Genomic DNA, 14,545 nt, shown 5'->3' with positions numbered 1-14,545 from the left:
CGCATTGCTCAACTTACTTAGCGGCTCGAACCAGCCGCTAAGTTATTCGACAACTCTTTCTGAGATCACTTGTACTTTACAATCATGTTCATTGAGTAAAGCCAAAATATTCAGATTGAGTTGGTTGATTTCATCTAAAAAGACATCGAAATCGGTCGTGTTAACATAAGCAAAAACATCTAATTCTAATCCATAGATAGTATACGCTTTGAAATGGCTACGTAATGGCGATGCGGCAAGGCTGTCGGTAGAGCTGAGCATGCCCCTAATGGCTACAAGTAGCGCATCAATATTTTCCTTTGGCGTATCCGGTGCTAAGAAAATCTTAGGTTTAAAGGCCATTTTTTCACGTTCTGAGTAATTCTCTATATTCATATCAATAAATTTCGCATTTGCGACATAAATAACACTTCTATCTATCGTACGAATACGCGTAGCGCGTAAACCAATTTCCTCTACTACACCTAAACTATTACCAAATCGACAGAAATTACCAATCCTAATAGGAGCCGAAGTATATAAAGTAATAGCGCCAATGATATTTTCTACCGTTTTTTGCGCGGCTAAAGCGATGGCTAAACCACCAATTCCTAGACCCGCTAATAAAGTAGAAGCATTAAAACCAAGGTTTTCTAACCAATTCAGCGCAGCAATACTAAAGATCATGATCTTTATTACTGTGCCTGCTGGTCTCAGTAAGTACACGGCTAAGGGTTTATCTTGAGCGATGAATTTCTCTGCCAATAGTACTTTCATTAAATCAATAAAACGGAAGGTCACCCAACACCAAGCGATGATCAGTAGCGTACTTCCCTCAGTCACTGCCCTAAGCGCAATAGTAACATTGGCTTCATCATGAAAATTTCGTGCAAAAATAACGGCTATCAATAATGCAAAAGGCTCTTTAATAAATCTTAAAACTTCATTTGAGACTTTTTTGTAAACGCGCTTGATAGCAAAAGCGACCACCCAGGTTAGTATTTTTGCAATAAAATAATACAGCACAAGCATCAAAATGAAATATAGCCATTGCCAAAGCATGACACCAAACAAGTCTACCGCAGGTAATTTTTTAGCTAAGAGCTCCCCCAAAGGGGAATATGAATATCGTTTAAATAAACGCGGAATTTTCTCTACTGTAGCATTTGATATTTTCCATATTTTAACTTTATCTTGCGCGCGAGGAACTCGCTGTAATAATACATCGATATTGTTACCTTGATAATCGACCTGCCCAACCAACTCTCTATAAGAAGGTAAATTATCATTTTTCCTTCCTTCTTTTCGGGAGCTAATACTATTAAGGTCAACCCAAAGAGTACGATTTAATACTACGCCTAATTGTCTTGCCAATTCTTCCTTGCCAACACTGAGTGTTTTGTCAGAAAGGTTACGATAATCTAAATAATTAGTCGCTAATGTTAAATCACCTGAGCGTAAGGCACGTAAATATCCCCCGATAGCGCTACGAGGTTGTCCTCGTTCAAAATCATCTTTGGGAACATTATAATCTTCAGAATAATCCGATTTTTCTAGCTCTTGCTGTGATTTATCTTTACTGTCGAGCATTTTTTTAATGGATACCTCTTCACCATTATTAGGAGGTGAAGCACTCAATGCACTTTGACTATTAAGAAGTAGAGATAATAAAAGGGTAAAAATAAAAGAAGAACGGATAAAAAAAGTAGAGTTTTGGGGCAGCTTCATTGCGCCTTATCCTTGCGATAACGTAAAATAACTTAGCAAAGATAATAACTTAATTATACCAATCGAACCAATTTATTGATTACTTAGCGAAATTAAAAGGCATAAAGGCAAGGCATTAAATGAAGGGAATGGTTATTCAGGATAATAGCTGCTGCATTCTATAATAAGCTTTATACGTTTGCTATGACTTAGGTAGAATAGAATTTCCAGCAATAAAAAAAGCCACTAAAGTGACTTTTTATAGCGATTTTTTATGAAATATTACTTGCTGACAATCATTTCTTTAAAGGTTTTTTCAAACCAATCATCAAGCATTTTTTTCTCATAACCTAAAGACTTGTTGCGATATTTTAAGTTGCTGCCCGACATGAAACTCATATCTTTTACCACAACATCATCTGACTGAACCACTGCACCATCAGCATCTAAAACTTGATAAGAAAAATTCATCCGAGGTGAATATACTTCTTTGACGATACGGGTGCGGTTAATACCACCATGGTGTGTATCACCGGCTAAATCTACATCAGTAACATCAATTTTCAAGATTTTTCCTGCAGGCAATGTCGCTGCAAGTTTAGCAAAGTGCTTCTCAAGATCTTTAAAAGTTCGTTCTCTAAACTGCTTTCGTCCGTCATTACCTTCATTGATATCACGGTAACTTTTATAATCAGTCCAAGTCACTTCACTCGTTGCCGCAAAAGCATTAGGTGCTAATAAAAAACTAGCGGTTAATAGTGTAACCATTAAAATAGATTGTTTCATATGTTGTTCCTCAAATTAATTTTTCAACTTAAGTAAAACAGAATACACCTGCTAGAGCAGTATCAATTTGATACTAACATGTGCTAATTTGTAGCGTAAAACTGTTTCATTACGCGACTAACAATTATTGCTGTACGTTGTTCTCTTTCTATTTCACTCTTATCTTCATGAGCAAAGCCTTGTACAGCACCGCGCCATACTTTTTTCCCAGTAAGAACATCTTCAATGTAAATCAAAAAGCTGCCTTTTCTCAATTCATCATTGCTCGGTAAACCTGGTGTAATGCCAAACTTATCATTAATGGTTTTATCTGATAAATCACTGGCTAAAGCAATACCAAAACCAACATGAAAAACTGAGTTACTGGCATCATCGGTATTTTTGAAACCATGACTCTTTAGATCAGCAATAATAGCGTTCGCATAAAGCTCATATGCAGCTTGAGTTTGCTCAGGTTTTAATGAGGTTTCTTTTACATATTTAGGCGCTAAAGAAAATAGACTACCTGGTGAATAAGAAATTGGAATATCGCGAACACTAGATATCGCCAATTGATTTTTATTCACTTGTTTCTCTTGAGGAACAGTCACACAAGCACTAACAATTAAACTAGTAAACAGAGCCACAGCTAAACTAATATTTTTCTTCATTTTTCAATCCTAGAAATATGTATTAACACTTCAATACTGACTTAATTATGTAATTAAGTATATAAATACATCCAATTAAATTCTGCGACAGAATGTAATATAAATGAATTAATTTGATCTCAAAAAACCTTGCTAAAATCATTCTAAATAGAATTGTTTTTATGTATAAGCAACTGACTTATTTAATCTAACTCCACCAATAAAGACAACAATAGTCATTAAAATGTAACCTTCACTGATTAAGCTTACTAACAATATTTTCACCTTAGAGATAGCCTCAATGATGTCTACTTTTTCCGGCTCGTGGCAAGCAGATAACCAACCACTTATGGCTAAGCTAGTCCAATTAGCCCGTCTTGCACAAAGCGAGTTTGATATTGAAATATCAATAGAAAAAATGCTTCAAGAAGTAGATTATCGTCAGTTGGTGATCAGTGAGTTAACTCAACTCGCACACCAAGATATCAACCAGCTCACTTCATGGTTGATATCGATAGAAAAAGACACTGAAAAAACAGAAATTATTCCGTCGAAAAAACGTCCTTTAATTCTACTTCTAACCTTAGTCTTCTTTATATTCTCAGCTAGTATTTTTTGGTACTCGAATTCATTTGAATCAAATAATTCACCTCTAACCTCAAAGGCGCAAATAACTAAGGTAACTAGTGAGTCTAGCCAAAGCAACGAATCGATGATATTAACGGTTAGCAGTACACCACAAGCTGCTAAATCATCAATAGCTATGACTTCCTCACAATCTAAGTCTGATAGTGAGACAGTTTTTCGATTACATGGTTCAAATACGATAGGGGAGAAATTGGCGCCCTTATTGTTGGAAGGTTTTTTGCAACACCTGCATATAAAGGAGTTCGCTTGGACTCGTAGCACTCCGCTGGAGCGAGTTTTACACTACCATGTTGACGGAAAACCTTATGCTATTGAATTAAAAGCACACGGTTCTAGCACCGCATTTTCCGCACTAAAAGATAAAACTGCAGACATTGGTATGTCTTCACGTAGAATAAAAGACAGTGAAGTTAAACAATTAACCAAAACTGCAGGTCACTTAAATAAAATCGGTAACGAGCATATTATCGGTTTAGATGGCTTAGCCGTTATTGTTAATCAGAATAATCCAGTTAAGCGACTTTCAAGTGAAACACTCGCTAAAATATTTTCGGGTGAAATAAGTAATTGGTCACAAATTGGTGGAGCTATATTACCGATTAAACTGTATGCTCGAGACCAACACTCAGGTACTTGGGATACTTTTAAAAGCCTTGTATTGAAAAAGCATAGCAAAAAGTTATCTCAACAAGCTATACGATTTGAATCGAGTTCGGAGTTATCTACATTAGTTTCACAGAACGAAGCTGCAATTGGCTTTATTGGCTTAAACTATGTATTACATAATAAAGCGATTGCTATTTCAGAGTCTAAAGATACTGGCGCCATTTTCCCTACTCGGTTTACCATAGGTACAGAAGATTATGCTCTTTCAAGACGTTTATATTTTTATACTCCTACATCAGCCTCTAACCTAGTAAAAGACTTCGCTCAATATGCTCTGTCAACCGAAGGTCAGCAAGTTGTTGCTAACGCTGGCCTCATTTCACAGAATATAAAATTAGAGCAGGTTTACCCTTTATCTAGAGCGCCAAAAAAGTATCAGCAATACGCTAGTAAGGCTAAACGCCTTTCACTTAATTTTAGGTTTGCTTATGCGACTAAGGAACTTGATAACAAGGGAAAGCGCGATTTATTACGTCTCGTTGATTTTATGGAAGATCACCAAAGCAGTAGAATTGTATTAATGGGTTTTTCTGATAGCGTTGGAGCACAAGTAAAAAATACCCACTTATCTTATCAACGAGCAAAGTCGGTTGAACTTGCTCTTACCTCACGCGGAATACCGGTACTGGCCGTTGAGGCTATGGGGGAAGCATTACCTATAGCAAATAATAATACCGAAGATGGTCGAAAACGTAATCGCCGCGTAGAAGTCTGGTTACTCTAAAAAATCTGTCCATTTTAATAGTTTTGCAATATATAAAGATTAATATGAGCACATCAACTTTATTCAAGAAGAATAATCATGTTTAATTTATTATCTAGCCAAGCAAAATTATTAATATTACTCAGCAATTATTCTACACAAGAGCTTGAAGTGGTGAGTGTTAATTTTAAGTTGACGATCAAACTACTTAACCAAAGTGTTACTCAGTTATTAGAAAACCGTAGAATTCATGGCGCTCTACTGCCCAGAGAAGATAAGAGCACCGATGACTTTAATTATAAAGATATTCAAAGTTTAAGCTGTGAGCAAGTATTACTGAAAAAAGATTACCTTATCAAAGCAATTAATGAGTTTTGTTTAACAGAGGCTATTATCGTGAGAGATAACTTTAGCAATTGCTTAGAGTTTATTGCTGACCAAAGCTCTGCTATTTTGCCCATTGCTGATATAAAGCTAAATAAACGTGAAAAAAAATCCATTATTGAAAGAAGTAAAGTTTCCCCCATTCACTTAACTGAAATTAAACAACGATTAGCTCAAGCGTTACACAAACCCTGTGATAAAAAAGAGTCAGTAAAAGCAAAACTTAATAAGCTTCTTACCTCTACAAACGCAGCTCAACTAAATGCTTAACTGGATCCTTAACTAAGTCCATAACTAAGTCCATAACTAAGTCCATAACTAAGGTTATCAGCAAATAAGGCTAACGCCCTCGTTAAAAAAAGGACCAACACAAAAAGAACTAAACCCAATTGTCTACTCCTTCAACTGCCCTTTTAAGAACTCTATCACCCTTTTATGGCGCATTTTCACCGCGGATAGTTTTAAGTTACAAATGTCTGCTATCTCCTGAAATTCTAACTCTGTACGATAACGGAGTAGCATAATATTTCGATCAACAAATGACAAATTGACCATTAACGCGGACAACGCTGTAGCTAAATCTTGATGATTATGTTCAGGAGCAATTATATTTTCTAAATATTCATCATTTTGTTCTAAGGTATCCCAACGACGGTCTCTTATTTTGTTAATACATTCATTATGAGCAATTTTGAATAGCCACGCCTTAAAAGACACCGCCCACTTAAAATCCTTCAAGTGAGTGAGTATCTTGATAATGGTTTCCTGTACAACATCTTCAGCATCAGATTGATTATTGAGTAATTTTGCACAATACCCCTTCAAAATAGGAAGGTATGGTGTAATTAACTGCTGAAAAAGACGCGTATCATAAGGCAGGTTTACTTGTACTAAAGTGACAAGTTGCCGTTCATTAAGCGTAGTCAAACGTTAAATAAATCGCGTTATTGCTTGGTAACTTTGTTGGCTAATAAAAAAGTATTAGGCACGGTAGTCATCGACTCACCTTCACCCATTACTTTACTCGCCACGCTACCAATGGAGGCTAAAGTGCCTTTGATATCTTTTACTTCGATGTTATCACCGACCTGATACATTTCTCGTAAATAAACACCTGCAACAATTTCTTGTGCCATTGACTTGGTACCGATGCCTAATGAAATCGCTGCGGCTAAGCCGACACTCGCAATAATTACAGTCATAATGTTATTCAGCAGAGACACATCAATATCAAGTTGCGTTATTGATAATGAAACAGTGATAACGATAATAATACCGCGACAGACTTCAGCAACAGAGCGGCCATAATCAATACCGGTATTTTTTGCCGCTATTTTTACGCCATTGAAAACAATTTGAGCAACAAAGAAGCCAGACAAAAGTACAGCGAGTGAAGCAAGTAATTTAGGTAAGAACAGTACTAAGGTATCAATTAACCCTGATAGCACCGTTAAGCCGACAATATCTAATGCCGCTAATAAGAATATTAATAGGAAAAATGTTGAAACAATACTCGCAACCACTTGGCTACCGGTAACGCTCACTTCCATTTTTTTAAATAGAATGTCTAAACCAAGTTTATCTAAAAAAGTATTAAAGCCAATTTTAATTAAAAATTTATTTAAAAACCTTTTCACCATTGATGCAACTAACCAACCAACCAGCAAAAATATTGTAGCGACAATTAAGTCAGGCAAAAAAGTTATCATTTTATGCCAGATAGCCATAAAGCCAGAGTAAGCTTTTTCTGTGATGTTTTCAGTATCCATTATTTGCCCTTATTGTTGATTATATTGGTGGCAGTATTTGTGACCGCATTTGTGCTTATTTTTTGTGGCTTAGCTGCCATTTGCTTAAATATTGGCTTTAGAATTTTCATAAATATACTAATAAAAACAACCCAAAGTGAAGCCATACCCAGTGCCAACAGGTCTTTCGTACCTCGCTGATTATTGGCCGTTGTTGTTGCACGTTTAAATAAGTCGTCGTCTGAAGTACTAAAGGTTAATTCAGGATCATTTTTAAGTTCTGCTGCTATGTTCTTTTCTAAGTCTTTCATTTTATCCTCGAGCAATAATTTTTATCGCTTAGTCCTTTAACGACTGAGTAGTTAAAAAGTCACATTAAATTTGTAAAAATTTCATTCTTATTTTTAGTTATAAACTTTTAGCCATATTTCAATCGAGTGCATTCTACGCTAATAAACTTACTTTTTTTTAGCTTTGAATGTTAATTGTAAAATAAATATTAAAAGTTTGTGACTTTTACACTTCTGATCCGTTATAGGGTCAGAAATTACATAAAATTACATAAAACTCAATAAGGATTTATCCATGAAAACGTTCAACATTACCCTGTTAGCTGCATTAATTAGTTCACCATTAGCTGCAGAAGGCATTGATAAAACATGGGAAGTAGGCGTGTTTGGCGATTATATTAAGTCAGACACAGGTAAAGAAAATAAGATGGACTGGCAACAAATTGAAGCTGGCAAGGGCTTAGGTATTGATTTACAAAAAATCATTAACGAACAATGGAATGCTCGTATAGAGTTAGCAAAAACTCGTTACGACATTAACAATGGTAATGATACTGATTATGGTACACGGTTTGGCCTTGACGCTATTTATAAGATTGAAGATACAGGTATTTACGCTTTCGCTGGGGTAAAACGTTTTAATAACGTGAAAAGCTACAACGCGGTTAATATAGGCCTTGGTTATAACGTCGATATTAATGATTGTTTCTCTTTATACAGCGAAGCGGTTGTTTATCGTGATGTCGACTATGGTTTTACAGACCAAGGCTTTAAAATCGGTGTGAAATACGTTTTTGGTGACGTGAAAAAATCTCCTGTTGTTAAGAAAGCGGTATCTCAGGAAGTTGCTGCAATACCAGTAGTTGCAGCAGTAATTCTTGCTGATACTGATAATGATGGCATTAATGATAAGCAAGATAACTGTAAAAATACGCCAGCAAACGTAAAAGTTGATTCAAGTGGTTGTCCACTCTTTTTAGATACAGCTGTAGACGTTGACTTGAACGTGGCGTTCGAAAACAATAGTTCACAGATAAAAGCAGAAACAATGAATGATATTCAACGTTTAGCTGATTTTATGAAGGAATATAAAAACACAAGTGTTGTTATTGAAGGGCATAGTTCAGCTGCAGGTAGCGCTAAATATAACTTAGCACTTTCACAAAAACGTGCTGATGCGGTTAAGAGTCTATTAATTAATAAATTTGATATAGAGGAAAGCCGTTTATCTGCCAAAGGTTTTGGTGAAACACAACTAATTTCTAAGGGCAATACAGCTGCCGATCATGAGTTAAATCGTAGAGTTATTGCAAAAATTGAAGCTACCGTGAAAAAAATGATGATAAAAAGCTAAAATCCATATTGGTAACGAGGGGAAATAAGAATTTCTCCTCGTTTATTTCACGTAATGTTAACCCCTTTGTGAGTTACATTGAAATATAGGAATCCTATGAAAAAAATGACTTTATTAACACGTAAGTTCATTAGCGACAATGTAAAAGTAAATAACACAGCTTGCTCTTATCCGATACGCACAGTAGCCTCAATTATTCCAGTTGTTAGAAAAAAGCCATCAACCAATATCTCAACCCTCCCCTGTAAAAAAGTTTAAATTGATAAGTTCGATAAGTTAAATCATAGAAAACAAAAAACTCACCGAAGTGAGTTTTTTAGATGCTACAAGCAAGTTTAATGCTTTATACGTGGTAAATTGTTTAGTACAAGGCGCTGTAAGCGACGCATAGTATTTTCTATGTGAGCAAAACAGCAACGCAGTAATTAACGATTTAGACAAGCATAAATTACATCATGCCGCCCATGCCACCCATACCGCCCATGCCGCCCATATCTGGCATAGCAGGAGCTGAATCTTGAGGTGCATCAGTAATCATAGCTTCAGTCGTTAACATTAAACCTGCAACAGAAGCAGCAAATTGTAGTGCTGAACGCGTTACTTTAGTTGGATCTAAGATACCCATTGCAATCATATCGCCGTAAGTACTGTTACCCGCATTGTAACCGTAGTTACCTTCACCGTTACGTACTTCATTAAGTACAACTGAAGCTTCGTCACCGCAGTTTGCTACGATTTGACGAAGTGGCGCTTCCATCGCACGAATAGCTACGTTAATGCCGTGTGTTTGGTCTTCGTTAATGCCTTCAAGATCTTTAATTGCTTCAGCAGCGCGAACTAATGCAACACCACCACCGGCAACAACACCTTCTTCAACGGCTGCGCGAGTTGCATGCAATGCATCTTCAACACGTGCTTTTTTCTCTTTCATTTCAATTTCGGTTGCAGCACCGATTTTAATTACTGCAACACCGCCAGCTAGTTTAGCTAGACGTTCTTGTAATTTTTCTTTGTCGTAATCAGAAGAAGAGTCTTCGATTTGACCACGAATTTGAGAAACGCGTGCTTTAATGTCTGCTTCTTCACCAATGCCGTCAATAATGATTGTTGTGTCTTTAGAAATAACAACACGTTTAGCTTGACCTAAGTCTTCTAAAGTCGCTTTCTCTAATTCCATACCAATTTCTTCAGAAATTACGGTACCAGCCGTTAGTGTCGCAACGTCTTGTAACATTGCTTTACGACGGTCGCCAAAACCTGGTGCTTTAACAGCAGCAACTTTAACGATGCCACGCATGTTATTTACTACTAATGTTGCTAGTGCTTCACCTTCAACATCTTCAGCAATAATTAGTAATGGCTTACCTGATTTAGCTACGGCTTCAAGAGTAGTTAGTAATTCACGAATGTTCGATACTTTTTTATCTACTAGTAAGATGAATGGATTTTCAAGTTCAACCGTGCCATTTTCTTGCTTGTTGATAAAGTATGGAGATAAGTAACCGCGATCAAATTGCATGCCTTCAACAACATCTAATTCGTCAGTTAATGCTTGACCTTCTTCAACAGTAATTACGCCTTCAGCGCCTACTTTGTCCATTGCTGTCGCAATGATTTGACCAACGGTTTCATCTGAGTTTGCAGAGATAGTACCTACTTGCTCAATTGCTTTATTATCAGTAACTGGTGTTGATGCATCTTTTAATGCCGCAACAGCAGCAATAACGGCTTTGTCGATACCACGTTTAAGATCCATTGGGTTCATGCCCGCAGCGATAGATTTTAAACCTTCGTTAACTATAGCTTGTGCTAAAACAGTCGCAGTAGTTGTTCCATCACCGGCTTCATCATTGGCTTTAGAAGCAACTTCTTTCACCATTTGCGCGCCCATATTTTCGAATTTATCATCTAATTCGATTTCTTTAGCTACGGTAACACCATCTTTAGTGATTGTTGGACCACCAAAAGATTTATCAATAACTACGTTACGACCTTTTGGTCCCAATGTTACTTTTACCGCGTCAGCTAATACATTTACGCCACGTAACATTTTAGTTCGTGCGTCATTTCCAAATAATACGTCTTTTGCAGCCATGTTATTTATTCCTGTAATTTTGTTTATTTATAAATAATTAATTTGAATCTAAACACTCAAGCAGCATTTTAATTATGCTAATTCGCTTAAGTGCAAAGAAGAAGCACGGAGCTTACGATAGTAAGTGAGTACTTCTGATGTCACCCTTAAGATGAAGAGGCGACTTTAAAATTTCTGTGACTACTCAACGATCGCTAAAATATCTGACTCTGAAAGAATTAAGACTTCTTCGCCATCAATTTTTTCAGTTTTAACGCCGTAACCTTCACTAAAGATAACTTGATCGCCAACTTTTACGTCTAATGGGCGTACTTCACCATTTTCTAAGATACGGCCATTACCTACAGCAATAACTTCACCACGTGTTGATTTTTCCGCTGCGCTGCCTGTTAATACAATACCGCCAGCTGATTTTGATTCAACTTTTTTACGTTTAACAATTACACGATCATGTAGTGGACGAATGCTCATTAATTCTCTCCTGAGATAACTCAATTATTTTGTAAGGTTACTAGTCATAATTAACAACTATATAGTTGATAATAGAAATGGGGATAAAATAAATCTTCACAAGCCCTAAACTAAAAAAACTTAATCACAACTAATCTTTACGTTTGAATTCACCTTCCAAGGTATCGCCTTGGTGATGTGAAATAGGTTCATTTGATGAAGCTTTTGATGAAGTAAAAGGTTCAGCTGACTCTTCATGCTGATAGACATTGCCAGTAGTGCTGTGATGAAAAGAGGCGCCTCCACCAAGTTGGTTAACCTTAATATGTTTTTGTACTTGAGTAGCAATTGCCGCACGCACACTAGGCACCAATAACAACAAACCAAAAATATCGGTAACAAAGCCAGGAGTTACTAATAAAACACCAGCCACTAATAACATTAAACCCGTGACTATTTCCCCTGATGGCATTTCACCTTGTGCCATTTTTGTTTGCACCGACTGTAACGTAGCCAAACCTTGCTGACGTACATATTTTGCGCCTAACCAAGCACTTAAAATAACAATAGCGATTGTTGGCCACAATCCAAGTAAAGCACCCACTTGCATAATCACCGTTATTTCGATGATAGGGATAATGATAAAAAGTACAAATAATAGTTGAAACATAATGATTCCTTATTTTCTATGAAACTTATATTGGGCTAAACAGGTCTTTTTCAAGGGCAGTTGATAGAAGCCTAAGTTTTCCTTAATACTCAAGGTATACTATCAATAGGAATACAGTTATAGGTAACAATTTTGTATCAATTAGTATTAACAACCTGTCCCGATGAAATAGTAGCTAAAAAAATTGCTCAGCACTTGGTTACAGAGAAACTTGCCGCCTGCGTTAATATAGTGCCAAACATTACCTCTATTTATTGTTGGCAAGAGGAGTTACATTGCGACAATGAAGTACAATTATTGATAAAAACTGATGAAAATAAATTCGCCACCTTAAGTGATCGAATTAATCAATTACACCCATATGACGTGGTGGAAGTTATTGCCTTGAATATCCAGCAAGGTGATAAACATTATTTAAACTGGATCACTAACTCTTTGAAGTAGACTTAATGAAAAACTTACTATCTCTTTGCTTTCTGATGTTAGCAGCTTTTACTCTTAACCCTGCTGCTGCACAAGAAAAGCAATCTATTTTTGATGTTTCTAATAGCAGTTTATTTAGTAATGATGATGAATTTTTAAAAGTTGATCAAGCATTCGCTTTTAATTTTTATCAGAAAAATAACTTGCTGGAAGTTAGTTTCGATATTGCTCCTGAGTATTATCTTTACCGTCATCAGTTTAAATTTAAGGGTAAAAACACTCAATTTACTTCCGTTTTATTACCTGATGGCATAGACCACGAAGATGAATTTTTTGGTGTTCAAAAGATATTTACTGAAAACCTAGCATTCACCGTAAATCTTGAAAACGTATCAAATGATGCCAGTATCAAAATCACTTATCAGGGTTGTGCTGAAAAAGGTCTATGTTACCCACCAACAAGTAAGGTAATTAAGTTAAGCAAATTTATTCTAGGTGAAAGTACATCAGCACCAAGTTCCGATGCCGCCCAACAGACAAACGAAGGCGAAGTTAAAAAAAGTGAGCAGCATCAGTTATCTGATATGCTCAAGCAAGATAGCCTGTTATTAACACTCATTGCCTTTTTTGTTGGCGGTCTATTATTATCATTTACACCCTGCGTTTTCCCTATGTACCCTATTTTAACGGGTATTATTGTTGGTCAAGGAGAAGGGTTAACGACTAAAAAAGCATTTACCTTATCTTTTTTCTACGTACAAGGCATGGCAATAACTTACACCCTTTTAGGCGTGGTTGTTGCAATGGCAGGCGCTAAGTTCCAAGCCGTTTTTCAACACCCAATAGTATTAATTGGTTTGAGTATTTTATTCATCTTTTTAGCGCTATCAATGTTTGGTGTCTTTAACTTAGCGTTACCGGCAAGCTGGCAGAATAAACTAAACAATGTAAGTAACAAGCAAAAAGGTGGCTCCATTACTGGCGTATTAATGATGGGTGTTATTTCAGGCTTAGTCGCTTCTCCTTGTACCACGGCGCCACTCACAGGCGCACTGCTTTACATATCTCAAACAGGCGATGTCGTCTTAGGTGCTTCTGCATTATATGCATTAAGTTTAGGTATGGGATTACCTTTACTTATTTTAGGTAGTTCTGGTGGTAAGTTACTGCCTAAAGCTGGTGCTTGGATGAATATCATCAAAAATATTTTCGGCCTATTATTACTTGCTGTACCAGTATTTTTATTAGAACGATTTATCCCAGAAGTTGCTAGCCAAGCGTTATGGGCATTATTGATATTAGTCAGTGCGAGCTACTTCTATGTTGCTAATCAAAATCACGCAGCAGCGCAAAATGTTCAACAAGGAAAGGGTTTTTGGTATGGCTTACGTTCACTGGTCATATTTTTGATGCTGTTTTTTGGCGCTAACCTTGCTTACCAGTTAATTTATCCAAGCAGTAATAATGTTACCAATAATGCGCAGCATGCTAGTTTTAAGCAAGTAACGTCTTTAGCGCAATTAGAAGATGAAGTAAAAAAGGCCAACATGCAGGGCAAAACAGTGATGGTAGACTTATACGCTGACTGGTGTATTGCCTGTAAAGAATTTGAAAAATATACGTTCGTAGATGCTGACGTACAAAAGGCATTGAGTAATAGTGTGTGGTTGCAAATTGACATGACAGAGTTTGACTCAACTGATAATGCCGAACTTGTTCAGCACTATACTATATTGGGTCTCCCCTCTATTCTGTTCTTTGATTTACAAGGAAATGAATTAACTAAGCAACGTACCACAGGTTTTATGAAAGCTGCTGAGTTCAGTGCCCACGTGAAGTCTATATTTAAATAGTCACGTTAATAATTGAAAAGTATATTCACTTAAATAAAGCCAGCCTCAACTTAGGCTGGCTTTATACTATTCTGATTAAACCACTGCCCACTGATGTGGATTAAACCACTGCCCACTGATGTGGATTAAAACATTCCAAGACCGCGTTACACTCAATCCC

At 36.5% G+C, this 14,545-nt stretch carries 14 protein-coding genes; 5 read left to right on the top strand and 9 right to left on the bottom strand.

Annotated elements, in window-relative coordinates; all coding sequences use genetic code 11:
• Window positions 1–42: 42 nt before the first annotated feature.
• The 3 genes from CPS_RS04295 to CPS_RS04285 form a co-directional block, all read right to left on the bottom strand.
• A complete protein-coding gene (locus CPS_RS04295) occupies window positions 43–1,707 on the bottom strand; it encodes a mechanosensitive ion channel family protein (protein ID WP_011041812.1) in 1,665 nt (554 codons plus the stop codon).
• A 261-nt stretch (window positions 1,708–1,968) separates the two neighbouring features.
• A complete protein-coding gene (locus CPS_RS04290; protein ID WP_011041811.1) occupies window positions 1,969–2,472 on the bottom strand; it encodes a DUF3016 domain-containing protein in 504 nt (167 codons plus the stop codon).
• Window positions 2,473–2,555: 83 nt separating this feature from the next.
• Entirely contained in the window at window positions 2,556–3,122 is a 567-nt protein-coding gene (locus CPS_RS04285; RefSeq protein ID WP_011041810.1) for a DUF4136 domain-containing protein, read from the bottom strand.
• A gap of 280 nt (window positions 3,123–3,402) precedes the next feature.
• On the opposite strand from CPS_RS04285, the gene CPS_RS04280 reads away from it, so the two are divergent.
• Together CPS_RS04280 and CPS_RS04275 are read left to right on the top strand one after the other, a co-directional pair.
• On the top strand, window positions 3,403–5,139 hold the full coding sequence (locus CPS_RS04280) for a substrate-binding domain-containing protein (RefSeq protein WP_238383586.1): 1,737 nt from the start codon (window positions 3,403–3,405) through the stop codon (window positions 5,137–5,139).
• A 78-nt stretch (window positions 5,140–5,217) separates the two neighbouring features.
• Window positions 5,218–5,772 (top strand): hypothetical protein, encoded by a 555-nt coding sequence (locus tag CPS_RS04275; protein WP_011041807.1) that lies wholly within the window; start codon window positions 5,218–5,220, stop codon window positions 5,770–5,772.
• 123 nt (window positions 5,773–5,895) lie between these two features.
• Here CPS_RS04275 and sigX read toward each other — a convergent pair whose 3' ends face one another.
• The 3 genes from sigX to CPS_RS04260 are packed head-to-tail and all read right to left on the bottom strand — an operon-like array spanning window position 5,896 to window position 7,561.
• Entirely contained in the window at window positions 5,896–6,429 is a 534-nt protein-coding gene (gene sigX, locus CPS_RS04270; protein ID WP_011041805.1) for an RNA polymerase sigma factor SigX, read from the bottom strand.
• Between the two features lie 17 nt (window positions 6,430–6,446).
• On the bottom strand, window positions 6,447–7,271 hold the full coding sequence (locus tag CPS_RS04265; protein WP_011041804.1) for a mechanosensitive ion channel family protein: 825 nt from the start codon (window positions 7,269–7,271) through the stop codon (window positions 6,447–6,449).
• Window positions 7,271–7,561 carry a hypothetical protein gene (locus CPS_RS04260; RefSeq protein ID WP_041736662.1) on the bottom strand — a complete coding sequence of 97 codons (291 nt, stop codon included), beginning with the start codon at window positions 7,559–7,561 and terminating at the stop codon, window positions 7,271–7,273. The genes CPS_RS04265 and CPS_RS04260 overlap by 1 nt, the downstream gene beginning before the upstream one ends.
• A gap of 274 nt (window positions 7,562–7,835) precedes the next feature.
• On the opposite strand from CPS_RS04260, the gene CPS_RS04255 reads away from it, so the two are divergent.
• Window positions 7,836–8,894, top strand: a complete 1,059-nt coding sequence (locus CPS_RS04255; protein WP_011041801.1) for an OmpA family protein — start codon at window positions 7,836–7,838, stop codon at window positions 8,892–8,894.
• Between the two features lie 448 nt (window positions 8,895–9,342).
• On the opposite strand, the gene groL is transcribed toward CPS_RS04255, so the two are convergent.
• The 3 genes from groL to CPS_RS04240 all read right to left on the bottom strand — a co-directional run bounded on the left by groL (window position 9,343) and on the right by CPS_RS04240 (window position 12,109).
• Entirely contained in the window at window positions 9,343–10,989 is a 1,647-nt protein-coding gene (gene groL / locus CPS_RS04250; RefSeq protein WP_011041800.1) for a chaperonin GroEL, read from the bottom strand.
• A gap of 180 nt (window positions 10,990–11,169) precedes the next feature.
• On the bottom strand, window positions 11,170–11,460 hold the full coding sequence (locus CPS_RS04245; RefSeq protein WP_011041799.1) for a co-chaperone GroES: 291 nt from the start codon (window positions 11,458–11,460) through the stop codon (window positions 11,170–11,172).
• A gap of 130 nt (window positions 11,461–11,590) precedes the next feature.
• The gene (locus tag CPS_RS04240; RefSeq protein ID WP_011041798.1) at window positions 11,591–12,109 is read right to left on the bottom strand and encodes an FxsA family protein; all 519 of its coding nucleotides are present in this window, start codon (window positions 12,107–12,109) and stop codon (window positions 11,591–11,593) included.
• A 132-nt stretch (window positions 12,110–12,241) separates the two neighbouring features.
• Here CPS_RS04240 and cutA point away from each other — a divergent pair, with 132 nt between their 5' ends.
• Both cutA and CPS_RS04230 read left to right on the top strand, forming a co-directional pair.
• The gene (cutA, locus tag CPS_RS04235; protein ID WP_011041797.1) at window positions 12,242–12,553 is read left to right on the top strand and encodes a divalent-cation tolerance protein CutA; all 312 of its coding nucleotides are present in this window, start codon (window positions 12,242–12,244) and stop codon (window positions 12,551–12,553) included.
• Between the two features lie 5 nt (window positions 12,554–12,558).
• On the top strand, window positions 12,559–14,385 hold the full coding sequence (locus CPS_RS04230) for a protein-disulfide reductase DsbD (RefSeq protein ID WP_011041796.1): 1,827 nt from the start codon (window positions 12,559–12,561) through the stop codon (window positions 14,383–14,385).
• Window positions 14,386–14,545: the final 160 nt, after the last annotated feature.

Origin of the sequence: Colwellia psychrerythraea 34H (genome assembly GCF_000012325.1) — a bacterium.
GTDB classification, from domain to species: Bacteria; Pseudomonadota; Gammaproteobacteria; order Enterobacterales; family Alteromonadaceae; genus Colwellia; species Colwellia psychrerythraea_A.
The sequence above is the reverse complement of the archived record's forward strand: the minus strand, read 5'-3'. Positions and strand labels throughout refer to the sequence as shown.